This window comes from Frankia sp. R82, assembly GCF_023716925.1.
Classification (GTDB): Bacteria; Actinomycetota; Actinomycetes; order Frankiales; family Frankiaceae; genus Frankia.
The window spans coordinates 1-22081 of the sequence record NZ_JAMQQG010000324.1 but is presented as its reverse complement, the minus strand read 5'-3'; the positions used below and the strand labels follow the sequence as shown (position 1 = coordinate 22081).

Genomic DNA, 22081 nt, shown 5'->3' with positions numbered 1-22081 from the left:
GCCCGCGGCGGCCCGCCACCGGCCAGCGGCGCGATCGGGTCCACCGCCCCGTGGATCTCCAGCAGGCTCGCGGACGGCCGACCGCAGCTCGTCGGCAGCACGCTCGCCGCCACCGCCACCGCGGCGACGAACCGGCCGGGCAACGCGCACAGCGCCGTCAGGACCATGTCCGCGCCGTCGGCGTATCCCGTGGCGAAGATCCGCTTGGTGTCCAGGCACATCCGGCCGGTCAGGTCGTTGAGCAGCAGTCCGGTGAACAGAACGTCGTCGGGCCCCACGGCTGCCGAACGGGGGAAGTTCCACCGGGCATGTTCCCCGAGCGGCACGGCGACCACGAAGCCCGCTTTGGTGCCCTGGTCGGCGATGTGCGTGTACGCCTCCAGGTCGAACGCGCTCTGGCCGGCGTCGTGATAGCCGACGATCAGCGGCAGCGGTCGCGGCGCCGATCCGGCGGCCACGGTCGGGACCGCGAGCACGTAGGAACGCGCCACGCCGGCGACCTGCACCGTTCGGGTGCTGACCCCCGAGGGCAGGGTCCGGCCGGTAACACAGCCACTGGCCGGCGGTGGCGGAACGGTCGGGGTCGGCGTGGCAGACGACGCCGCGGCTGCCCGCGGGGCGTTCGAACCCGTCGGGCTGCCGTCGGCGGCGGCGGTCCTCGCCGGACCGGGCCCACGCGACATCGCGTACCACAGCAGCAACAGCAGGACGCCCACAGCCGCGACGATCGGCAGCCACACCGTGTTCGTCGTGCGGGTCCGGTGCCGCAGCGACGCGCGCCGCCGACCTCCGGGGGGACTACCGGAGACCACGGCTGCCGTCGGATGTCCCGCCTGGCGGGCTCGCATCGTCCACGGTGAATCGCCCGATCTCGATCGGCTGGGGCGACCGGGATGACTGGGACCGCTGGGGCGGTTCGGCGGCGAGCTGGCCGCAGGCCGCCGCGATCTCGCGCCCCCGGGTGTCGCGCACCGTCGTGGCGATGCCGCGTTCCCGCAACCGGCGCACGAACGCCCGCTGCCCCGACTCGGCGCTGGCCCGCCAGGCGGAGCCGGCCGTCGGGTTGAGCGGGATCAGGTTGACGTGCGCCAGTCGGCCGGCGAGCAGGGTGGCCAGGGCGTCCGCCCGGTCCACGTCATCGTTGACGCCGTCGATCAGTGCGTACTCGATGCTGACCCGGCGCCCGGTGCGCTCGACGTACGCCCACGCGGCGGCCAGCACCTCGGCCACCGGCCAGCGATTGTTGATCGGCACCAGCTCGTCACGCAGCTCGTCGTCCGGGGCGTGCAACGACAACGCGAGCGTCACCGGTAGGGCCTCTGCCGCCAGCCGGTGGATCGCCGGAACCAGGCCGACCGTGCTGACGGTGAGACCACGCGCGGACAGCCCAAGCCCCTCCGGCGGCTCGGCAACCAACCGGCGCAGGGCCGTGACGAGGGCGCCGTAGTTGGCCAGCGGCTCCCCCATCCCCATGAAGACGACGTTCGACAGGCGCCGGTCACCCTCGCCGAGTTCGCCGCGGCGCAGCGCCCGGGCCGCGTGGACGACCTGTTCCACGATCTCGGCCGTCGACAGGTTGCGAGTCAGCCCACCCTGGCCGGTGGCGCAGAACGGGCAGCCCATCCCACAGCCCGCCTGGCTGGAGACACAGACCGTGGCCCGGTCCGGGTACCTCATGATCACAGACTCGATGAGCGCGCCGTCCCCGGTTCGCCAGGCAATCTTGCGGGTCTGACCGTCGTCGCAGGTCAGCGTCTTGGCCGGGGTGAGTAGCGGAGGCAGCAACGCGCTGAGCAGCGGCCCGCGGACCCGCTCGGGCAGGTCGGTCATGTCCCCGGCGGCGTCGGCGTCGAGCAGCCGGGCGAAGTAGTGCCGGGACAGCTGGTCCGCGCGGAAAGCCGGCAGCCCGAGTGAGAGTGCGACCTCCCGGCGCTGCGCACGGGAGAGGTCCGCCAGGTGCCGGGCCGGCCGGCCCGCCTGCCGCCGCGCCGAAAGGCGAACCGGCCGGCCCGATGTCTCGGGAGCTGCCGACCCGGATCCGGCCGGTGCGGACTCGGCCGGCAGCAATGCGGGCGGCACAGAGTCGGCCGTCGGGGGTGTGGCCGGGTGCGGCTCGGCTGAGCCGGATGGGGCGGTCGTGGAAGTCATGGCGGTTCCAGTGTGCCAGTCTGCCGATGCCGAGACGAATCCAGCGATTTGACCTGACTTGCTCCTCGAAGTCCAGGCGGGCCCGGTGCGGCGACGGTACGGGTCCGACCGGAGATCAGCACAGCCGACGGAGTCAGTGCAGGAAGGCCGTCAACAACAGCCAGGAGACGGGGGCCGTGCACAGCAGCGAATCCAGCCGGTCCATGATCCCGCCGTGTCCCGGTAGCAGACTACCCATGTCCTTGATGCCGATATCCCGCTTGAGCAGCGATTCACCAAGATCGCCGACCGTCGCCGTGCAGGCGGTGACCAGACCCAGCACGACTCCCTGCCAGGCGTGGGCACCCAGCGGCCAGGCCAGCACGACCGCGCCCACGGCCATACAGGCCAGTGCCGAACCGGCGAAACCCTCCCAGGATTTGCCGGGCGACACGCTGGGCGCCATCTTGTGCCGACCGCCGGAAAGCACCCCGGCCGCATAACCGCCGATGTCACTGGCCACCACCGTGCCGACGAAGGCCAACACCCGCCAGCTCCCCTCGGGCGCCGCGGTCAACAGCGCGGCGAACCCGGCGGGAAAACCGACATAGCCGGCAACGAAGACGATGCCGGCGAGATCGCGCAGCAACCCGTCGCCCGGCCCGAACAGCCGCAGGACGACCGCGACCGCCATCGTCGTCGTCACGGCCACCAACAGGCCGTCCAGCCCACTGAGATAGGCCATCGGAGGGGTCACGAACGCCCCCACCGCCAGTGGCACGATCGGCACTCGCAACCCGGTGAGCCGCAGCGCACGAATCACCTCGACCGTCCCGATCGCCACCGCGGCGGCAACCACCACGGTGAACGCCGCCCGGACGGTGAACAGCGCGACCAGAATGATCGCGCCCAGCAGTGCCCCGACGCCGATCGCCGCCGGCAGGTCACGTCCCGCCCGGGAGCGCCTGGGCGGGACCACCACAGGCTCCGTGGATGCGGCGGGCACCGTGGGCCCGGGTGGGGCCTCGGGCACGCCGGAGTGCTCGGGTATGTCGGGAGTCCCGGGAGCCGGCAGGTCGCCGCCGGCAGGCCCGGGGTTCGTGTTCTGCCCGCCGTCAACCACGGTCGGGCCGTCGACTGTCGTCATGAGGGCCTACATCCCGACGCAGGAAAACGGTTCGGACCGCGCACCCCGCACCGGCCGGACGGCGCGGCCGACCGGCCCTGCCCCGCAGGGACGCCGGAACCGGTCGTACCGCGGAGCCTGTCGGGACATCACACGAGCTGCGCGCGGCGGGTGCCGGGGCGCGGCAGATCACACTGACAGCAGGTCCGCTTCCTTGAGTCGGAGCAGCTCGTCGACCTGCCCGACATAGCGGTGCGTGGCCTCGTCGAGATCCTTCTCCGCCCGCCGACCCTCGTCCTCGCCGGCGTCGCCGTCGCGCACGATGCGGTCGATGCCGTCCTTGGCATGCCGCCGCACGTTACGGATGCTGATCCGGGCGTCCTCGGCCTTGCCCCGGGCGACCTTGACCAGGTCCCGGCGGCGCTGCTCGGACAGTTCCGGGAAGACAACCCGGATGATCGTGCCGTCATTACCGGGATTGACGCCCAGATCCGAGTCGCGTACAGCCTTCTCGATCGACGCCAGCGACGACTTGTCGTACGGCGTGATGATCACCATGCGTGGCTCCGGGATGTGGAACGACGCAAGTTGCTGGACGGGCGTCGGAGCGCCGTAGTAATCCACCACGATCTTGGAGAAGACGGCGGGGGTGATGCGGCCGGTACGGATGTTCGCGAAGTCCTCCTTGGCGACCGAGACGGCCTTCTCCATCTTCTCCTCGGCATCGAGAAGTGTGTCGTCGATCACCGCAGTTCCTTCCGTCCGCTGCTCGTTCCGACCACGATGCTCGCACAGCCGTCAGACGCAGTGTCCCGTACCGGGTCACCGCCAGGTGGTCCGGGGTGGCATGCCACGCCGGGTCGTTCGATCGCATCGACGGCGATCCGAAAACGCGAAACCGGCGGGCGGTCAGGTCGACCGCCCGCCGGCTGGTCCGCTCGGCGCGCCTCGGCCGCAAGTGCCCGCGGTTGCGGGTGCCCCGGGGTTGCGCCGACGGCGCGACCGGTGCAGGCGCGCTCAGGCCTGCCGGATGTTGAACCGGGAGAACCTGCCCACTTCGATCTTCTCGCCCAACGACGCGCCGGCCTGGTCGAGCATGGCCCGGATCGTGATCTTGGTGTCCTTCACCCACGGCTGGTCGAGCAGCACGCTGGCCTTCACGTAGCCGTTGACCCGACCCTCGACGATCTTCGCGATCGCGGGCTCCGGCTTGCCCTCTTCGCGCGCGGCGGCCTCGTAGATCTTGCGCTCCGCCTCGAGTACCTCGTTCGGGATCTCGTCGGCGGTCACGTACAGCGGGTCAGCCGCCGCGATGTGCTGCGCAAGATCACGGGCAAGCTGCTTGAAGCCCTCGGTCTTGGCCACGAAGTCCGTCTCGCAGCGCAGTTCGACCAGCACGCCGAGGGTCGGCGGAAGCTGCGGGTCGGTGCGGTGCAGGTAGGACTCGACCAGGCCGTTGGCGGCGCTGCGGGCGGCACGCTTGGCGACCTGCGCCTTGCCCTTCTCCCGCAGCCAGGCCTTCGCTTTCTCGAAGTCGCCGTCGTGCTCGACCAGCGCCTTCTTCACGTCACTCATCCCGGCCCCGGTCAGTTCGCGGAGCTTGCGGATGTCAGCAACTGGGATGTCTGCCATGGTGCTCTTCTCGTCGGTGAGATCGAATGCTGTCGTTGTCCTGCCGGGGCACGCGGCACCGCAAGGCGGGTCGACGGTCTCACGAGCTGCCCGCCCATGCCGCGGTGGGCCAGCCCCCGCCGGGGAGCCACAAGGCCCCGAGTGGGCTCAGACTGCCGAACCGACCGGAGTCTCGGACTGGCTCTCGGCAACCGCGCCGGACGTGTCGGCCGCCGCCGACTCGCTGGCCACCGCCTCGCCAGCCGCTGCTGCCCCGTCGGCTGCCGGCTCCTCGGCGACCGCCGCTACGTCGCCGGCCGCTGCCGACTCGCCGGGCGCAGTGCCCTCGCCGCGCAGCACCGCCTGCTCCCACTCGGCCAGCGGCTCGTTGCCCGTGGACGGCTCGGGCTTGGCGTCCGCCGAACCAGAGGCGCCGGCCCGGGCCATCAGGCCGTCGGCCACCGCATCCGCGACCACGCGGGTCAGCAGGGCCGCGCTACGGATGGCGTCGTCGTTACCCGGGATCGGGTAGTCGACCTCGTCGGGGTCGCAGTTGGTGTCGAGGATGGCGACCACCGGGATCCCCAGCTTGCGCGCCTCACCGACCGCGATGTGCTCCTTCTTCGTGTCCACCACCCACACGGCGCTCGGCACCCGGCTCATGTCACGGATACCGCCCAGGGTCCGCTCCAGCTTCGCCTTCTCCCGGGTCAGCACGAGCTGTTCCTTCTTCGTGCGGACCTCGGTGCCGCCGGTGACCTCGATCTCCTCGAGCTCCTTGAGCCGCTGGAGCCGCTTGTAGACGGTGGAGAAGTTGGTCAGCATGCCGCCGAGCCAGCGCTCCTTGACGTACGGCATCCCGACCCGCGCGGCCTGCTCCTCGATGGCCTCCTGCGCCTGCTTCTTCGTGCCGATGAACAGCACCGTGCCGCCGTGGGCCACGGTCTCCTTGACGAAGTCGTAGGCGCGGTCGATGTACGAGAGCGTCTGCTGCAGGTCGATGATGTAGATGCCGTTACGCTCGGTGAAAATGTAGCGCTTCATCTTCGGGTTCCAGCGCTTGGTCTGGTGCCCGAAGTGGACGCCGCTCTCCAGCAGCTGCTTCATCGTGACGACGGCCATGGCACGTCGCTCCTTTCCGCCCGGCCGCAGCCGGACGCCTCGGTTGTGACGGTGCCGGCCTGCGGCCGGTACCCCTGACGCCCGTGGTCATGGCCGCACACGTACGGCGGACCGAGGAGACCCTCCCGAGGACCTGCGCAGCCGGTCGGGAGTGGGCGTGCGAACTGGGCTCGTACACCGAGCCCTGCGGTCATGGTACCCGCCCGGGTAACAGTGCCCCAACGGATATCGCCCGGCACCGGAACCCCCGGTGCAGACCACACCGACCGCCCCGCTCGCGAGATCATCGCGCCAACCGGGCGGAGCACAGCACGGCCGCCGATCCGGCGCCGTCCACAGCCACCCCGCCGCCGAAGCTTGACCCACCGCCATCGCGGCGGATCCGACGAGGCAACTCCAGCTGCAGGTCAGCGACCCGGAAGCCACCGGCCCGGCGCAAGTTGTCCACAGCCGCCGACATCGGTCTTCCCAACCCGAGGAAAAGCCCGCACCGTGGAACGCGATCGCTGCGCCGCTCTCGCGCAGCGATCAGCGGCGGCCGGAACCTCCCCCCGGACACGTCCCGGCCGCCGCGCCTCCCCCGACCCCGGAGGTTCCCGTCCGATGCCCCGAACGCCCCGTCCCGATCCGTGGTGGTTCGTCGTTCCGACCATCGCCATCCTGATCGCCCTCGGCTGGCCGTCTCGCCTGCCGGTCAATCCCCGGGCGCAGCAGCGGACCGCAGTCCTGGTCGGACGGCCCGCACCTGCCGCCGGGCCCACCGCCGAACCGGTCGACCGAAGCATGTTCGGCCTCGTCGCCGACGGCACCGGTGGCGCCGCCCGGCGCGAACCGATCCGGCAGGCACTCGCCGTCCCGGCCGATCGGGCAACTCCTGAGCCGACACCCGCTCCCTCGCCGGCCGCTCTCTCACCCGCCGTGACGGCCACGACCGCCAGCCCGGTGTCAGTGCCAAGGGGCGCTGGTGCGATCTCGGCATCCGCGTCCGCATCGCCCCCGTCCGGGCCCATGCCCCGCGAGAGCATCGATCCTCTCCTCGGACCGACCACCACCAGGTCCGGGGTTTCCCGGCGACCGGCCCTGCCCCCGCTGGTCGCCACCCGTCCGGGCGGCAGCGCGGCACCACCGGTCACGCTGCCGCCCGGTGCCGGGCCGCCCTCGGGTAGCGGAGCATCCCCGAAGGCCGGTGCGCCGACCCCGGTACCGCTCAACCCGGACACGGCCACCGGCGCCAGGCCCGCACTGCGGTGGCCGCTGGCCGGGCAGGTGGCCGTCAGCCGTGCCTTCGAGCGGCCGGCGACGCCGTTCGGGCCCGGACATCGCGGCGTTGATCTGCCGGCCCTGCCCGGCAGCACGGTCAGGGCGGTCGCCGACGGCACGGTGAGTTTCGCCGGGTCGGTGGCGGGACGGGGCGTCGTGACGCTCACGCACGGCGATCTGCGCACGACCTACGAACCGGTGCTGCCCGGTGTTCGGGTGGGCACCGTGCTGCGCGCCGGCGAACCGCTGGGCACGCTGGTCGCCGGGCATGCCGGTTGCCCGCAGCAGGCCTGCCTGCACTGGGGCCTGCTGCGCGGCAGCGAGTACCTCGATCCACTGAGCGCGTTCCGGCGGGTGCCACCCCGACTGCTGCCCCTGGGGATCGCCACCAGGTAGCCGAGCCATGGCGCCAGGCGAGCCCTCGTGCACGCGGATCCCAGCGCCGGCTGGGCCGGACCCAGCTGAATCGGCATCCCCGGGCCGGTCAGGCCCGGGGATGCGCCTGTTCGAAGGCTGCCCGCAGGCGTTCCGGCGTCACGTGGGTGTAGATCTGTGTGGTCACGAGGCTCGCATGACCGAGAAACTCCTGCACCGAACGCAGGTCGGCGCCGCCCTCGAGCATGTGCGTCGCCGCCGAGTGGCGCAGTCCGTGGGGGGTCAGCCCCGCCGGCAGGGCGGCGCCGGCCGTACGCAGCCCGAGCACCCGCCGGACGGTCCGTGGATCCAGCCGCCCACCGCGCTGTCCGAGCAGCAGCGCCGTCCCGCCGCTGCCGGTCGCCAGCCACGGTCGCCCGGCCCGTAGCCACGTGCGCAGCACGGTGGCGGCCGGCACGCCGAACGGCACGCTGCGTTCCCGGCCGCCCTTGCCGTGCACCCGCAGCAGGCGCCGCTCATCGTCGACGTCCCCAAGGTCCAGGCCGCACAGCTCGGAGACCCGCAACGCGCTGCTGTACAGCAGTTCCAGCACCAGATTGTCACGTAGTGTGATGGCCTGCCGGATCTGCGCCTGCGCCTCACGCCGCCGCCGCTGCTCCGTTGTCGGCCGAACGGGCGATGGTGCCGGTGGCGGTGAAGTCGGCAGGGTGGCCGGGCCGAGGAGGGTTCTCGCCGCCTCGGCGCTGAGGATCTGGGGAACCTGACGGACCGTACGGGCGCCCGCCAGACGGGCGGCCACGTCGGTGTCGAGGTAGCCGCGGCGCGCGGCGAAGGCACAGAACACCCGCGCCAGCGAGGCCCGGCGCGCCAGAGTGGCGGGCGCGATGCCGGCGGCGCGCATGGCGGCCAGCCAGCTGCGGAGAACGTTCAGATCCAGTTCGGAAAGATCACCCGCTCCGGCCCGGCCGGCGTACTCACGCAGGCCGGCGAGATCACCCAGGTAGGCCCGGACGGTCTGGGGGGACCTGTTTCGCTCGGCGACGAGATGACGCCGGAAGGCCAGCGTCGCCTCGGCCCAGCCCCGACCACCGTCACCTGCCCGTGCGGGCCCCTCCTCTGCCGCCATGGAAGGGACGGTGCCGGTGGTCGGTCGCTCCCGTCAAGAGCCCGGCATGCGCCGGCTGGACCGGCGCTACCGCCCGGCGGTGGACGGCGCGCGTCCGAGCGTGGTGAGACGGTATCCCCCGGGCACCGAGTCGACCAGGCCCTCGATGACGAGTGGGCCCAGCATCGCCAGCACGTCCTGGGGACGCAGCCGCAGCGCGCTGGCCAGTGCCGACAGTCCGATCGTGGCTCGGGCGGGCATCGCATCCAGCAGCTCGCGGACAACCGCGGACAGCTCGTCCCGAGCGCCGGTGGCAACCTCCCGCGGGGCGAACGAACCGACCTCGGCAATCTCCTCGCAGATGTCGTCGGCGCCGGTCACCAGGGTGGTCTGTTCCCGGAAGTCGCGGAGCAGGCGGTGGCAGCCGACGCTGGCCGAACTGGTCACCGGCCCCGGCACGGCCATGACCTGGCGGCCGAGCCGGCGGGCGTGCGCCACCGTGTTCAGCGCCCCGCTGCGCAGCCCGGCCTCGACGATCACCGTGCCACGACACAGCCCGGCGATCACCCGGTTGCGGGTCAGGAAACGGCGCCGGAAGGGCGGGGTGCCCGGTGCGATCTCGCTGACGACGGCGCCGGAGTCGGCGATCTCGGCCAGCAGCTGCGCGTGGGCGACCGGGTAGGGCACATCGACACCGCCGGCAAGCACCGCGATCGTCTGACCGTGTGCGGCCAACGCCGCCCGGTGGGCCGCGGCATCGATGCCGAACGCGGCTCCCGAGACGATCGTCCAGCCGCGCTCGGCCAGGTCGAAGGCGATCTCCCCGGCCAGATGCAACCCATAGCTCGTCGCCGCACGGCAACCCACCACGGCGACCGCCTTCGAGGCGAGCGCCTGCAGATCAGCCGGACCGCGCACCCACAGGCACAGCGGCGTGCCCGGCGCCGGGCCACTGTGATCACCAGGCAGCTGGTCCAAGGCATCCAGGGCGATCGGCCACTGCGGATCACCGGGGCACACCAGACGTGCACCGACCCGGGCGGCGGCCTCCAGGTCCCGGTGCGGATCGACACCGGGATGCACCGCCCGGGCCCGTTCCCAGGCCTCGACGACGCCGAGCCGAGCCACGTCAAGGGCCGCTCGCCGGTGTTCCGGACCCCATGCGCGCGACAACCCCACCCGGGCAAGCCGCTGCGGATCCGCCGCGTCGGCGTCGACATCCGTCGGCTCGCTCCGACCCGACCCCACCGTCTGCTCGGGCACAGCCATCCCCTGGTGCGGGCCATCCGAGCCCGACACACGCGCCGGGCCACGCGGCGGCGTCGGCTCGCGGTCGGCGCTCATGTCGCCCACCCGGGCAGCCGCAGGTCAAGAGCCGCACCGACCTGCTCGAGCCCGGGCTCCGAGCGGTCGGCGAGATCGGCGAACGTCCAGGCCAGGCGCAGGACCCGGTCAAGGCCACGCAGGGTCAACAGACCCCGCTCGAGGGCCCGTTCGGCCGGCACGGCGGCCGAACGGGCCAGCGGCCAGTCGCGGCGCAGCACCGGGCCGGGCACCTGGGCGTTGGAGCGCCACGGGGTGCCGGCCAACCGCTGCGCCGCACGGCGACGGGCCTGGGCCACCCGGGCGGCGACCTCGGCCGTCGACTCACAGCGCCCCGCGTCGGCGCGCAGCTCAGCCCGGCTCGGCACGCCGAGGGCCACCTGGATGTCGATCCGATCCAGCAACGGCCCGGACAGCCGCGCCAGATAACGGCGACGCACCAGGCTCGGGCACTCGCAGGCGGCGGACCGCGGACCCGATGCCTTCGCGCAGGGACACGGATTGGCGGCGAGGACGAGCTGGAACCGGGCCGGAAAGCGGGCGCTCACCCGAGCCCGGGCGATCTCGATCACACCGCTTTCCATCGGCTGACGCAGCGCGTCCAGGCTTGTCCGGGCGAACTCCGGGGCTTCGTCCAGGAAAAGAACGCCGTGGTGCGCCTGGCTGGCCAGCCCCGGTCGGACCACCGACCCGCCCGAACCGACCAGAGCGGCGGGGGTGGCGCTGTGATGCGGGTTGCGGTACGGCGGTCGGGTGATCAGGGGGCAGTCGGCCGGCAGCTGCCCGGCCACCGAATGGACCGCGGTCACCTCCAGGGACGCGCCGCGATCGAGTTCCGGTAGCAGTCCGGGAAGCCGATCGGCCAGCATCGTCTTGCCGCTGCCCGGCGGGCCCTGCATGTACAGATGGTGGCCGCCGGCCGCGGCGACCTCCACCGCGAGGCGCCCCCGGCTCTGTCCGACCACCTCGGCCAGGTCCCCGGCCACCCCGTCCGCCCCGCCGTAAGCCGCGTCCTGCGGACCCGAGCAGGGCAGCGCCATGGTGCGGGGTGGGGCCGGCGCCACACCCCGCAACATGGCGAGGACACCAGCGAGGTTCTCGGCCGGCTCCACCTGGGCGCCGGGCACAAGCGCGGCTTCGGCGGCGTTCGCGGCCGGCACGACCACCCGCGCGACGCCGGCGAGAGTGGCACGCAGCACCGCGGGCAGCACCCCCCGCACGGCGCGTACCCGACCGTCCAGGGCGAGTTCCCCCAGGAACAGCCGGCCGCGCAGGGCTGCACGGGGCACGACGGCGGCGGCGCCCAGAACCGCGATCGCCATCGCCAGGTCAAATCCGCTGCCGGCCTTGGGCAGGGTGGCGGGGAACAGCCCGATGGTGATCCGCCGGTTCGGCCACTGCTCACCGGAGTTGACCACGGCGGCCCGAATCCGGTCGCGGGCCTCGTGCAGGGCAGTGTCGGGCAGGCCGACCAGCGTGAGACGAGGCAGGCCATTGGCCAGATCCGCCTCGACCTCGACCAGGTGACCCTCGACCCCGAGCACGGCCACCGCCTGGGTGCGGGCAAGCGCCATCAGAACGCCCCGCGCAGATGCTCGACGCTGACCGGCCCCTGCCGCGGCCGCAACACCAGCACGACGTCGAACCGCACGGCGGACGGAGGGTGCGGATGCTCGGCGAGCCAGCGCGCCGCCAGCCGGCGGATCCGGGCCGCCTTCTGGCCTACGACCGCCTCGGCCCCCGATCCGAACCGGCTGCCCGACCTGGTCTTGACCTCGCAGAACACCACAGCGGAGCCGTCGCGCACCACGATGTCGAGCTCACCGTCGCGGCACCGCCAGTTGCGGTCGAGAATCGCCGCCCCGGCCTGGGCCAGGTGCCGACAGGCGACCTCCTCGCCGAACCGGCCCAGTTCGTCCTTCGCCCGCATGGTCCTGCTCCCGTCCGCGGCGGGGCACACGCCCGCCGGCCGGGCTTCAGCGTCCGCGGGTTCACCGGGCCGGACCAGGTGCAATGACCCACCTGTGGACGGACGCGCTCCATCCACAGGTCAACTCCCGGCCTGCGCCCGGCGACCGCGTCAGCGGCCGGCCACAGGGCCGAGGCAGGAACGGGCCCAGCCGAGAACCGGGTGGGCAGAAAACGCGCCGCGACGAACGGGCTGGAGCCGACGGCTCAGAGCTCCGCCTTGGTCAGTTCCTCGACGTTGATGTCCTTGAACGTCACAACTCGGACATTCTTGACAAATCTGGCCGGTCGGAACATGTCCCAGACCCAGGCGTCACGCAGCGTCAACTCGAAGAAAACCTCGCCGTCCCCGCTGTTCCTGATCTCGATCTGGTATTCGTTCGCGAGGTAGAACCGACGCTCCGTCTCGATGACATACGAGAACAGCCCGACGACATCGCGGTACTCGCGATAGAGCTGCAGCTCCATCTCGGTCTCGTACTTTTCGAGATCTTCCGCGCTCATGCGTACTCCGTGACGCCATGCAGGCTGGTCGCAAGCACCCTGTCCTCCAGCCGCGAAGATCGGACGTCCCCTGTCGGCGCCGCGTGCGCAGCCACGTTCACGTACGACTTCCGATGCTCGTCACACGGCCCGTACCGCGCCAGCGCCGCCGTGTGGGCCGCGGTGACGTATCCCTTGTGTTGCGCGAAATCGTACTCGGCATAGCGTGTGTGCAACGCCCGCATGATCCGGTCCCTCGTCACCTTCGCCACGATCGAGGCCGCCGCGACACACGCGGCGACCCGATCCCCCTTCACCACCGCCAACGACTCCGCGCCGAAGCCGGCAACCGGAAATCCGTCGGTGAGGACATAACCCGGTCTGCACTCCAGGCGTGCCACCGCACGACGCATACCGGTGATGTTGGCCACATGCACGCCGACCTGATCGATCTCGGCCGCGGTAATCACGATCGCGGTCCAGGACACCGCCGCAACCGTGATGTCCTCGAACAGCCGCTCCCGCACCTGTTCGGTCAGCAGCTTCGAGTCTGCCAGGCCGCCCAGCCGGCGTGATCCGTCCGCCGGGAGCACCACCGCGGCCACGACCAGCGGGCCGGCGCAGGCGCCCCGCCCAGCCTCGTCGACTCCGGCGACCGGACCCAGCCCGCGCCGGACCAGGGCCCGCTCGTAACCGAACATGCCCGCATCGCGACGCACCGCGGCACCCCGCGGCGCCATGGACAACCGCGTCACCCGTTCCGGCCCCGACCTGCGACGCCGGCCGCCTGATCTCCACGCCGCCGGGACCGCCACGCAGGAACCACACCGATGGACAGCGCCACCAGCGTCGGACCATCGGCCGAGGGCTGCTGGTTGCCGGACGGCCCCGGGCCGGGCGAATCGGCGCTCCACAGACCCGCGCCGCTCGCGGTACCGGCCGTGGCAGCCGACCCGACCGATCCCAGCGCCGCGGGAGTCGGTGCCGTCGACTGCGGCGTGACCCGGGGCGCGGACGACGACGCGGCGGGAATCCCGCTGAACGTGCTCGGCACCCCCAGAAACCCGAACCGGTTCAGCGGCCACACCCGCACGAAGGCCCGTCCGACGACTCTGCTCTGCGGGATGGGCCCGTTCTGCCGGGCGTCCGACGACGCTCCACGGTGATCGCCCATCACCCACAGGTAGCCGGCGGGCACCTTCACCGGGCCGAAGCGCTGATAGTCGTTCTCGTAGACGTAGGGCTCGGTGAGCGGATGGCCGTTGACCGTCACCCGGCCTTCGGCGTCGCAGCAGGCGACGGTGTCCCCGCCCACGCCGATGACCCGTTTGATGAAGTCCGTCTCGCTCGGGGCGCCGAGCCCCAGCAGGCGCTGCGCACCACGAACCAGACGACTGAACGGATTCGTCGGTTTGGGCACGATCGATTCCTGATGGTCGAAACCGGTGCCCTTGCCGTTGAAGACCACGACCTCGCCGCGGTGGACGTCGCGGAAGTGGTACACGACCTTGTTGACCAGAACCCGGTCGTTGATCAGCAGCGTCCGTTCCATCGATTCGGACGGAATCCAGAAGGCCTGGACCAGCAGCGCCTTGATCAGCAGAGCCAGCAGAAAAGCCACCAGCACGAGGACCGGCAGCTCGCGCAGGAACGAACCCCGCCCACGCCCACCGGAGCCCGGCCGGCCGGACCTCCGGGCGGCTTCGTCCGCACCCACCGTGTCGACCGCGGGACGCCGGACCGGGCCGAGACCCTCGCTGTCGCCATCGGCGGCCTCAGCCGTCTCCGGGCCGACACCCGACCCCGCTGGCGGAGATGCCTCCCAGCGGGGTTCGTCCTGCTCCGAGCTCGCTCGAGCCGGCGCTGGCAGGGCGGGCTCAAGGGCGGACGGATCGGCATCCGCCCACCCATCCGCCCTTGATCCGTCACCCTCCGCACCAGAATGCGAACGATGGCTACCCGGGCTCGATGCGTTCACTCCGCCACCTCGCTGGTTCGGCCGTCAGAACTCATCGGACCGGCCGACGTGCTGCCAGCCGCCTTCGCGACGCCGTTGCGGACCGAGACTCCCATCCTGATCCAGGAGCGAGGTCAACACGCGGACGGAGTGCCGGCAAGTCGCCAACCAGGACCCAGGTGGGACACGGCGGACCGGAGATCTCAGCGGGCGACCGGCTCCCGCTTCTCCTTGATCTTCGCGGCCTTCCCGCGCAGCTGCCGAAGGTAGTAGAGCTTGGCCCGGCGGACATCGCCGCGGGTCACGACCTCGACCTTCGAGACGATCGGGCTGTGCACCGGGAAGGTGCGCTCGACGCCCACGCCGAAGCTGACCTTGCGCACGGTGAAGGTCTCCCGCACGCCGCCGCCCTGCCGGCGGATGACGTTCCCCTGGAACACCTGGATGCGCTGACGGTTTCCTTCGACCACCCGCACGTGAACCTTGAGAGTGTCGCCCGGCCAGAACTCGGGCACGTCGGTCCTCAGCGACTCGGCGTCGAGGCTGTCCAGGGTGTGCATGGCAGTCGCTTCCTGAAGAAATGGGAGTGGATCGTCCGGCGGCCGAGGGCCACGGCGGACAATCCGTGGGCCGAGCCCGGCCCGGACCACACGCCGACCTGCACCAACGCGGACATCCCGCGGGAACCGATCGAGCGAGGGTCACCCGAGCCGGCCACGAACCGGCGGACACTGCATTCTACTGTGCCACACGCGCGGGCGACCCGACCGTGCGGCCCACGGTCACGGCACCGAATCTGCTTCCGCGCCCTGACTGGCAGCCACGCCCTGATCGGCAGCCGCATCCTGATCGGTAGCGGTGTCCGGGGCGGCCCCTCCGGTCGGCGCGACGGCGGCCAGCAGGTCGGGACGGCGACGCCGGGTGCGCGTCAACGACTCCTCCCGGCGCCAGCGAGCCACGGCACCATGGTCGCCGGATCGCAGCACGGCGGGTACCTCCATACCCCGCCAAACCTGCGGCCGGGTGTACACCGGAGCCTCGAGCAGGCCGTCCGAGAACGAGTCCTCGGCTGCCGACGCGCTGTTACCGAGCACGCCGGGCAGCAACCGGGCCACCGCCTCCAGGATGACCAGGGTCGCCACCTCGCCGCCGGCGAGCACATAGTCGCCGATGGAGATCTCGTCATCGGCCCAGGCCTCGATCACTCGGGAGTCGATGCCCTCGTAGCGACCACAGCAGAAGACCAGCCACGGCTCGCCGGCCAGTTCCTCGGCCTTACGCTGGGTAAACGGCACTCCGGCCGGGGTGGGGACGACGACACGGGGCCGATGGCCGGGGACCGCCCCGGAGATCTCGGTGAGCGCCGCGTCCCAGGGTTCGGGCCGCATGACCATCCCCGGCCCGCCGCCGTAGGGCGCGTCGTCAACGGTCCGGTGCTGATCATTTGTCCAGATACGCAGGTCATGCGTGCGCACGTCGAGAGTCCCACGCTGCTGGGCCCGGCCGACCAGCGACAGCTGCAGCGGTTCCAGATAGGCGGGAAAGATGGTGACCACGTCGGCACGCATCGCAAGAACTCCGGTGGACAGGGACTGGCCCGCCAGCCCGGATCTAGTCGAGGTCCAACAGACCCGGCGGCGGGTCGACCACGATACGGCCGGCCGCCGGATCCACCGTCGGGACGATGTCCCGCACGAACGGAACGAGATGTTCCCCGCCGCCCGGGCGCGCGACGGCAAGCAGATCCCCCGCCGGGGCATGAATGATGTCGGTCACCCGGCCGAGCGGCGCACCGGCGATGGTCACGGCCTCAAGGCCGACCAGGTCGCGATCCCACCACAGGTCGGCGGGATCGCCGTCGTCGGCCGTGTCATCCACCGGGGATCCGGCGTCCGCCGGGTCTATGGTCAGCAGGACGTTACGCAGGGTTTCAGCCGCGAAACGGTCGTCGACGCCCTGGAAACGAAGCAGCAGACGGCCCGAATGCCAGCGGACGTCGGCGACGGTCAACGCCGCGCCGCCGCCCTGACGACCCAGAACCGCGCCGACCGCGAACCGGCGCTGCGGCAGGTCCGTGCGGACCTCGATCGTGACCTCGCCGCGCACGCCGTGCGGTCGGCCGACCCGCCCGACAACGATTCCGTCGTCCACGGCGGCCATCATCCGGTGCCGCCGACCGGACGCATGGCCCTGCGTGAACGGCGGCTAGCGGTCCACATCGACGACGTCGATCCGCAGCCCACGACCGCCGACACCGCCCATGACGGTACGCAGGGCACGAGCGGTCCGCCCGCGCCGGCCGATGACCTTACCGAGGTCATCCGGATGCACCCTGACCTCAAGCGTGCGGCCACGCCGGCCGTTGTTGAGGTCCACGCGGACATCGTCAGGGTGATCGACGATGCCTCGCACGAGATGCTCGAGGGCCGCTTCCAGCACCTACTGCCCCGCGGCCGTCGACGCGTCTGCGGCCGGGGCCTCGGCACCCTCCGCGGGCGCGGCCTTCTTGGCCTTCTTCGGGGTGGTCGCCGGACGGTCCTCGGCGCCGGCGGCAGCCCGGGCGGCGGCCTGGAAGACCTCGCGCTTGTCGGGCTTGGGCTCGGCGACCTTCATCGGCGGGGGCGCCGGCAGACCCTTGAACTTCTGCCAGTCACCGGTGACCTTGAGGATCGCCAGCACCGGTTCGGTGGGCTGCGCCCCGACAGTCAGCCAGTGCTCCACCCGGTCGGCGTCGACCTTGATGATGCTCGGGTCGGACTTCGGGTGGTACTGCCCGATGGCCTCGATGACCCGACCGTCCCGCTTGGTGCGGGCGTCGGCCACGACGATGCGGTAGTGCGGCTCGCGCATCTTGCCGAGACGCTGCAATTTAATCTTGGTTGCCACGGTGGTCGAACGACTCCAGACGTATCGGTGACCGCCGGGCCCCACGTGGATGCGGAGAAGTCGGCGGTGGGTAGCACCAGCGCCGCAGCGGCCACCCGGACGACTCCGCCCTGAGCGTGTCGTGCCCTGAGCGTGGGCTCAGGTCGTTCCGGGGCAGCCACCTCGACGCCGGCAGGTAGGACGCTGGCAGGCAGGGCCTGCACTAGAGCTTACAGTCTGCCAGATCGTGACCGTGTCGGGTGCTCCAAGCACTGCGGCGGGCCTCCGGTGGATCCAGCTGGATCCAGGCATCGCTCACCGTGGCAGCAACTGCTCTCAGCGACCGCCACCGCGCGGGCCGCGGGCCGGCGGCCCACCCGGCCCACCCTGTCCACGCATGAGGGCGGCGAGATCAGGCATGCCGTCGGGCAGTCCGCCCGGCAGACCGGACCCCGGTGCGAACGGGTCCTGGCCGGTCGACTTCTGCGACTGTGCCTTGGCCTGCGCCGCACGGGCCGCCGGATTGCCCTTGCGGTTGGCGCCCTTGCCCTTCTTCGGCGCCTTGCGGGCTGACGCCGCCTTGCCCCGGCCCATCGCACCGGGCAGACCCATCCCGCCAGCCATCTGCCGCATCATCTTGCGGGCCTCGGCGAACCGGTCGAGCAGCTGGTTGACCTCGGTTACGGTCACCCCGGAACCACGGGCGACCCGGGCCTTGCGGGAGGCCTGCAGAATCCGCGGGTCCTGACGCTCGGCCGGCGTCATCGAGCGGATGATCGCGACCACCCGGTCGACGTCGCGGTCGACGACCTGGGCGAGCTGCTCCTTCATCTGCCCCATCCCGGGGAGCATGCCGAGCAGGTTGCCGATCGGCCCCATCTTGCGGACCGCGAGCATCTGGTCGAGGAAGTCCTCGAGGGTGAACTCCGAGGCGGCCATCTTGGCGGCCATCGCCTCGGCCTGCTCGACCTCGAAGGCCTTTTCGGCCTGCTCGATCAGGGTGAGCACGTCACCCATACCGAGGATGCGCGACGCCATCCGCTCGGGATGGAAGACATCGAAGTCGTCGAGCGCCTCACCGGTCGAGGCGAACATGATCGGACGGCCCGTGACCTGGGCGACCGACAGTGCCGCACCACCACGGGCGTCACCGTCGAGCTTGGTGAGCACCACGCCGGTGAACCCGACACCCTCGGCGAACGCGCCCGCCGTGGCGACCGCGTCCTGACCGATCATGGCGTCGAGCACGAAGAGGATCTCGTCCGGCGAGACCGCGTCGCGGATGTCGGCGGCCTGGCGCATCAGCTCGTCGTCGACCCCGAGACGACCGGCCGTGTCGACGACGACCACGTCGAACACGTGCCGGCGGGCGTGCCCGAGGGCGTCCCGGGCCACCTGGACCGGGTCACCGATGCCGTTGCCGGGTTCGGGGGCGTAGACCTCCACCCCGGCCCGGGCGCCGACGACCTGCAGCTGGTTGACCGCGTTCGGCCGCTGCAGGTCGGCCGCGACCAGCAGCGGGCTGTGCCCCTGGGCCTTGAGCCAACGCCCGAGCTTGCCGGCCAGCGTCGTCTTGCCGGTGCCCTGCAGACCGGCCAGCAGGATGACCGTCGGTGGGGTCTTGGCGAAGCGCAGCGTCGCCGTCCCACCGCCGAGGATCGCGACGAGCTCCTCGTTGACCACCTTGATGACCTGCTGCGCCGGGTTCAGCGACGTGCTGACCTCGGACCCGCGTGCCCGTTCCTTGACCGCGGCGACGAAGGTGCGCACCACGGGCAGCGCGACGTCGGCCTCGAGCAGGGCGACCCTGATCTCGCGGGCGGTCGCGTCGATGTCCGCATCGGTCAGGCGACCCCGACCACGCAGCGACGTGAAAACCTTGTCGAGGCGGCTGGAAAGGGTGTCGAACACGCGCACACTCCGAGATCGCAGGCGGACCGCAGGCACCAGCGTACGCACCCGACGACGAGGACAACACACCCGCAGCCGATCACTCGACCTGGACGATGCCGCCGTGCCCGGTCGGTCCGGGCGGGACACGCGCGACCCGGCGAGGCACACCCGCACGGATCTCGACCTGGACGGCACCGGCCGGATCCGCCCTCTGCGCTGAGGACGGCGAGTCGCCTCGCCGGACGCTACCCCCCCGGCCCGTACCGCACCGAGGACGCCTGCCGCGACGTGCCGGGAAGCCTCCCGGCTGCACTCCGCGATGAAGCCTAGATCACATCGGCGGCAACGGGAAGTCCTTGACCCGCGACACTTTGTGGTCCCTCGCGATCGGTGGCCGGCCGGGGTCGATACCCGGTCGAGCGCCTAGGCCGGGTCGCCGAGCAGGGCGTCCACGAAGGCCTCCGGTTCGAAAGGCGCCAGGTCGTCCGGGCCCTCACCCAGGCCGATCAGCTTCACCGGAACGCCGAGTTCCCGTTGGACCGCGATCACGATGCCGCCCTTGGCCGTTCCGTCCAGCTTGGTCAGTACGACGCCGGTCAGGTCCACCGCCTCGGTGAAGACCCGGGCCTGCACGACCGCGTTCTGCCCGGTGGTGGCGTCCAGGACAAGCAGGACCTCGTCGACCGGGCCGTGCTTGCCGACCACTCTCTTGATCTTGGCGAGCTCGTCCATCAGTCCCGTCTTGGTGTGCAGACGACCGGCAGTGTCGATCAGCACCGTGTCGACGCCGTCCGCGATGCCCCGGCGGACGGCGTCGAAGGCGACCGACGCCGGATCGCCACCCTCAGCCCCGCGCACGGTCTGCGCGCCGACCCGCTCACCCCAGGTCTGCAGTTGGTCCGCCGCCGCGGCCCGGAAGGTGTCGGCGGCGCCGAGCACCACCGAGCGACCATCGGCCACCAACAGTCGGGCGATCTTGCCGCAGGTGGTCGTCTTGCCGGTGCCGTTGACCCCCACCACCAGCACCACGGCCGGGCGCTCGGGAACCGAGGTGTGCAGGGTCCGATCCGTGGTCGTGCCGACCTGGGCCAGCAGCTCGTCGCGCAGCATCTGGCGGGCCTGCGCCGGCGTGCCGGCGCCCAGCACCTTCGTCCGCTCGCGCAGCGCCTCGACCAGTTCGGTGGTCGCGGCCACGCCGACGTCCGCACCGAGCAGCGTCGCTTCGACGTCCTCCCAGGTTTCCTCGTCCAACCGGTCGCCGGACAACAGCGACAGCAGGCCCCGTCCCAGTGCGTTCTGCGAACGGGACAGCCGCAGCCGCAGACGCACCAGGCGCCCCGCGGACGGCGCCGGCACTTCGGTGGGCAGCCGCTGGTCGGGCGCACCGGCCGGCCCGGACGGGCCAGCCGCGGTCGGCGCGGTACCCGGGTCGCCCGGCAACAGGCCAGCGGGCGACCCGGGACCGGCCGCGGCAGGCCCGACAAGGTCGGCACCGGGACCGGCGTCGGCGTCGGGACCGGCGTCGGCGTCGGCGCCCGGGGCCAGGGTGCCGGTGACCCCCGCCGCGGCGTCCGCGGAATCAACCCCCGGCTGGGCTGTGAGGTCCGGGCGGGCGGCGGTCACCCCCCGCCGCCGACGGGGGCGGCGGCGCACGACGCTGCCCACCGCAAGGCCCGCGGTGGCCACCACGACGACGGCGAGAACGACGATCAGGATGAGGAGCTCCACCCCCCGATCCTGACAGATCCGCTGACCACCGCGGCACGCTCACCCGCGGGAGCACCCACCCGGGTGGGCTCAGGCCGTGGCCCGTTCCCGCAGCCGCTGGCTGATCACCGTGGTCACGCCGTCGCCCCGCATCGCCACCCCGTACAGGGCATCGGCGATCTCCATCGTGCGCTTCTGATGGGTGATGATGATGAGCTGCGACTTCTGCCGCAGCCCTTCGAGGGCTTCCAGCAGCCGTCCGAGGTTGCGGTCGTCGAGCGCGGCCTCGACCTCGTCAAGCACGTAGAACGGCGACGGACGGGCCCGGAAGATCGCCAGCAGCAGCGCAAGCGCGGTCAGCGACCGCTCGCCACCGGACAGCAGGGAAAGTCGTTTCACCTTCTTGCCCGGCGGGCGCGCCTCGACCTCGATCCCGGTGGTCAGCATGTCGTCCGGTTGGGTGAGGACCAACCGACCCTCACCGCCGGGAAACAGCGTGGCGAAGACGATCTCGAACTCCCGGGCGGTGTCCGCGAACGCGGCGGCGAAGACCTCCCGCACCCGCAGGTCGACCTCCTCCACCACCTGCAGCAGGTCCCGGCGGGTCGTGCGGATGTCCTCCAGCTGGGTGGCCAGGAACGCCGCGCGCTCCTGCAGGGCGGCGAACTCCTCCAGCGCCAGCGGGTTCACCCGGCCGAGACGGGCCAGCTGCTTGTCCGCCGTGGCGGCCCGTGCCGCCTGCTCCTCGCGGACGAAGGGAACCGCCACACCGGGCGGGTCACCGGGCACGTCGTCGGGCGGCACCAGCTGATGCGGACCGAACTCGGCGACGAGATCGTCGGCGGTGATCCCGAAGTCCTCCATCGCCTTCGCCTCGAGAGCCTCCACCCGAAGGCGCTTCTCCGCCCGGGCAAGCTCCTCCCGGTGGGCCGTGTCGTGCAGCGTGGCAAGCGTGGTTGCCAGCGTCCGGCCCAGCTCACGGGCCGCGGCGAGGTCCGTCTCGGTGGTACGACGGTGAGTTTCGGCCTGTTCGCGTTCGGTCGCAGCCCGGGCCAGGGACAGATCGAGTCGGTCCAGGGTGCGCCCCGCCGCGTCGCCCAGCGCCGCGGCCAGGGCCGCCTGCCGCTCCCGTACCTCCCGCCGACGGGCGGCGGCGGCC

The 22081-nt window shown here is 71.8% G+C and carries 22 protein-coding genes; 1 reads left to right on the top strand and 21 read right to left on the bottom strand.

Going from position 1 to position 22081, the window contains the following annotated elements; all coding sequences use genetic code 11:
• The 6 genes from ND747_RS26810 to rpsB all read right to left on the bottom strand — a co-directional run.
• A partial coding sequence (locus tag ND747_RS26810; protein WP_374216332.1) for a PHB depolymerase family esterase occupies positions 1–740 on the bottom strand: 740 nt, incomplete at its 3' end.
• Positions 741–798: 58 nt separating this feature from the next.
• Positions 799–2148, bottom strand: a complete 1350-nt coding sequence (gene rlmN / locus ND747_RS26805) for a 23S rRNA (adenine(2503)-C(2))-methyltransferase RlmN (RefSeq protein WP_251737049.1) — start codon at positions 2146–2148, stop codon at positions 799–801.
• A 133-nt stretch (positions 2149–2281) separates the two neighbouring features.
• Positions 2282–3274 (bottom strand): phosphatidate cytidylyltransferase, encoded by a 993-nt coding sequence (locus ND747_RS26800; protein ID WP_251737048.1) that lies wholly within the window; start codon positions 3272–3274, stop codon positions 2282–2284.
• Positions 3275–3442: 168 nt separating this feature from the next.
• Positions 3443–4000 (bottom strand): ribosome recycling factor, encoded by a 558-nt coding sequence (gene frr / locus ND747_RS26795; protein ID WP_251737047.1) that lies wholly within the window; start codon positions 3998–4000, stop codon positions 3443–3445.
• 270 nt (positions 4001–4270) lie between these two features.
• Complete coding sequence (locus tag ND747_RS26790) at positions 4271–4885, bottom strand: translation elongation factor Ts (RefSeq protein WP_251737046.1); 615 nt, start codon at positions 4883–4885, stop codon at positions 4271–4273.
• Positions 4886–5032: 147 nt separating this feature from the next.
• Positions 5033–5986: a 30S ribosomal protein S2 gene (gene rpsB / locus ND747_RS26785; protein WP_251737045.1), complete on the bottom strand. Its 954-nt coding sequence runs from the start codon at positions 5984–5986 to the stop codon at positions 5033–5035.
• 603 nt (positions 5987–6589) lie between these two features.
• On the opposite strand from rpsB, the gene ND747_RS26780 reads away from it, so the two are divergent.
• Positions 6590–7642, top strand: coding sequence for a peptidoglycan DD-metalloendopeptidase family protein (locus ND747_RS26780; protein ID WP_251737044.1), 1053 nt, complete (start codon positions 6590–6592; stop codon positions 7640–7642).
• An 88-nt stretch (positions 7643–7730) separates the two neighbouring features.
• On the opposite strand, the gene ND747_RS26775 is transcribed toward ND747_RS26780, so the two are convergent.
• From ND747_RS26775 to ND747_RS26705, 15 genes are all read right to left on the bottom strand, one after another.
• The gene (locus tag ND747_RS26775; RefSeq protein WP_251737043.1) at positions 7731–8747 is read right to left on the bottom strand and encodes a tyrosine recombinase XerC; all 1017 of its coding nucleotides are present in this window, start codon (positions 8745–8747) and stop codon (positions 7731–7733) included.
• Between the two features lie 66 nt (positions 8748–8813).
• Positions 8814–10070: a DNA-processing protein DprA gene (dprA, locus tag ND747_RS26770; RefSeq protein ID WP_285901201.1), complete on the bottom strand. Its 1257-nt coding sequence runs from the start codon at positions 10068–10070 to the stop codon at positions 8814–8816.
• Positions 10067–11623 carry a YifB family Mg chelatase-like AAA ATPase gene (locus ND747_RS26765; protein WP_251737041.1) on the bottom strand — a complete coding sequence of 519 codons (1557 nt, stop codon included), beginning with the start codon at positions 11621–11623 and terminating at the stop codon, positions 10067–10069. The genes dprA and ND747_RS26765 overlap by 4 nt, the downstream gene beginning before the upstream one ends.
• Complete coding sequence (locus tag ND747_RS26760) at positions 11623–11979, bottom strand: YraN family protein (RefSeq protein ID WP_251737040.1); 357 nt, start codon at positions 11977–11979, stop codon at positions 11623–11625. Before ND747_RS26760 ends, ND747_RS26765 begins: the two co-directional genes overlap by 1 nt.
• 245 nt (positions 11980–12224) lie before the next feature.
• Positions 12225–12521, bottom strand: coding sequence for a DUF2469 domain-containing protein (locus ND747_RS26755; protein WP_163547032.1), 297 nt, complete (start codon positions 12519–12521; stop codon positions 12225–12227).
• Positions 12518–13240: a ribonuclease HII gene (locus ND747_RS26750; protein ID WP_251737039.1), complete on the bottom strand. Its 723-nt coding sequence runs from the start codon at positions 13238–13240 to the stop codon at positions 12518–12520. Before ND747_RS26750 ends, ND747_RS26755 begins: the two co-directional genes overlap by 4 nt.
• 11 nt (positions 13241–13251) lie before the next feature.
• Positions 13252–14217, bottom strand: coding sequence for a signal peptidase I (gene lepB / locus ND747_RS26745; RefSeq protein WP_251737038.1), 966 nt, complete (start codon positions 14215–14217; stop codon positions 13252–13254).
• Positions 14218–14660: 443 nt separating this feature from the next.
• A complete protein-coding gene (gene rplS / locus ND747_RS26740; protein WP_251737037.1) occupies positions 14661–15017 on the bottom strand; it encodes a 50S ribosomal protein L19 in 357 nt (118 codons plus the stop codon).
• 222 nt (positions 15018–15239) lie between these two features.
• Entirely contained in the window at positions 15240–16025 is a 786-nt protein-coding gene (gene trmD, locus ND747_RS26735) for a tRNA (guanosine(37)-N1)-methyltransferase TrmD (protein ID WP_251737036.1), read from the bottom strand.
• 43 nt (positions 16026–16068) lie between these two features.
• Complete coding sequence (gene rimM, locus ND747_RS26730; RefSeq protein ID WP_251737035.1) at positions 16069–16608, bottom strand: ribosome maturation factor RimM; 540 nt, start codon at positions 16606–16608, stop codon at positions 16069–16071.
• 54 nt (positions 16609–16662) lie between these two features.
• Entirely contained in the window at positions 16663–16896 is a 234-nt protein-coding gene (locus ND747_RS26725) for an RNA-binding protein (RefSeq protein WP_009742328.1), read from the bottom strand.
• Positions 16897–17343, bottom strand: coding sequence for a 30S ribosomal protein S16 (gene rpsP, locus ND747_RS26720; RefSeq protein ID WP_251737034.1), 447 nt, complete (start codon positions 17341–17343; stop codon positions 16897–16899).
• A 315-nt stretch (positions 17344–17658) separates the two neighbouring features.
• Complete coding sequence (gene ffh / locus ND747_RS26715; protein ID WP_251737033.1) at positions 17659–19233, bottom strand: signal recognition particle protein; 1575 nt, start codon at positions 19231–19233, stop codon at positions 17659–17661.
• 405 nt (positions 19234–19638) lie between these two features.
• Positions 19639–20943: a signal recognition particle-docking protein FtsY gene (gene ftsY, locus ND747_RS26710; RefSeq protein ID WP_251737032.1), complete on the bottom strand. Its 1305-nt coding sequence runs from the start codon at positions 20941–20943 to the stop codon at positions 19639–19641.
• A gap of 69 nt (positions 20944–21012) precedes the next feature.
• On the bottom strand, positions 21013–22081 hold a 1069-nt coding region (locus tag ND747_RS26705; RefSeq protein WP_251737031.1), incomplete at its 5' end, for an AAA family ATPase.

Excerpts from the sequence above, each read along its gene's own strand:
- rlmN (WP_251737049.1), bottom strand. The coding sequence starts at position 2,148 with ATGACTTCCACGACCGCCCCATCCGGCTCAGCCGAGCCGCACCCGGCC.
- ND747_RS26800 (WP_251737048.1), bottom strand. The coding sequence starts at position 3,274 with ATGACGACAGTCGACGGCCCGACCGTGGTTGACGGCGGGCAGAACACG.
- ND747_RS26790 (WP_251737046.1), bottom strand. The coding sequence starts at position 4,885 with ATGGCAGACATCCCAGTTGCTGACATCCGCAAGCTCCGCGAACTGACC.
- rpsB (WP_251737045.1), bottom strand. The coding sequence starts at position 5,986 with ATGGCCGTCGTCACGATGAAGCAGCTGCTGGAGAGCGGCGTCCACTTC.
- ND747_RS26780 (WP_251737044.1), top strand. The coding sequence starts at position 6,590 with ATGCCCCGAACGCCCCGTCCCGATCCGTGGTGGTTCGTCGTTCCGACC.
- ND747_RS26775 (WP_251737043.1), bottom strand. The coding sequence starts at position 8,747 with ATGGCGGCAGAGGAGGGGCCCGCACGGGCAGGTGACGGTGGTCGGGGC.
- dprA (WP_285901201.1), bottom strand. The coding sequence starts at position 10,070 with ATGAGCGCCGACCGCGAGCCGACGCCGCCGCGTGGCCCGGCGCGTGTG.
- ND747_RS26765 (WP_251737041.1), bottom strand. The coding sequence starts at position 11,623 with ATGGCGCTTGCCCGCACCCAGGCGGTGGCCGTGCTCGGGGTCGAGGGT.
- ND747_RS26760 (WP_251737040.1), bottom strand. The coding sequence starts at position 11,979 with ATGCGGGCGAAGGACGAACTGGGCCGGTTCGGCGAGGAGGTCGCCTGT.
- ND747_RS26755 (WP_163547032.1), bottom strand. The coding sequence starts at position 12,521 with ATGAGCGCGGAAGATCTCGAAAAGTACGAGACCGAGATGGAGCTGCAG.
- ND747_RS26750 (WP_251737039.1), bottom strand. The coding sequence starts at position 13,240 with ATGGCGCCGCGGGGTGCCGCGGTGCGTCGCGATGCGGGCATGTTCGGT.
- rplS (WP_251737037.1), bottom strand. The coding sequence starts at position 15,017 with ATGCACACCCTGGACAGCCTCGACGCCGAGTCGCTGAGGACCGACGTG.
- trmD (WP_251737036.1), bottom strand. The coding sequence starts at position 16,025 with ATGCGTGCCGACGTGGTCACCATCTTTCCCGCCTATCTGGAACCGCTG.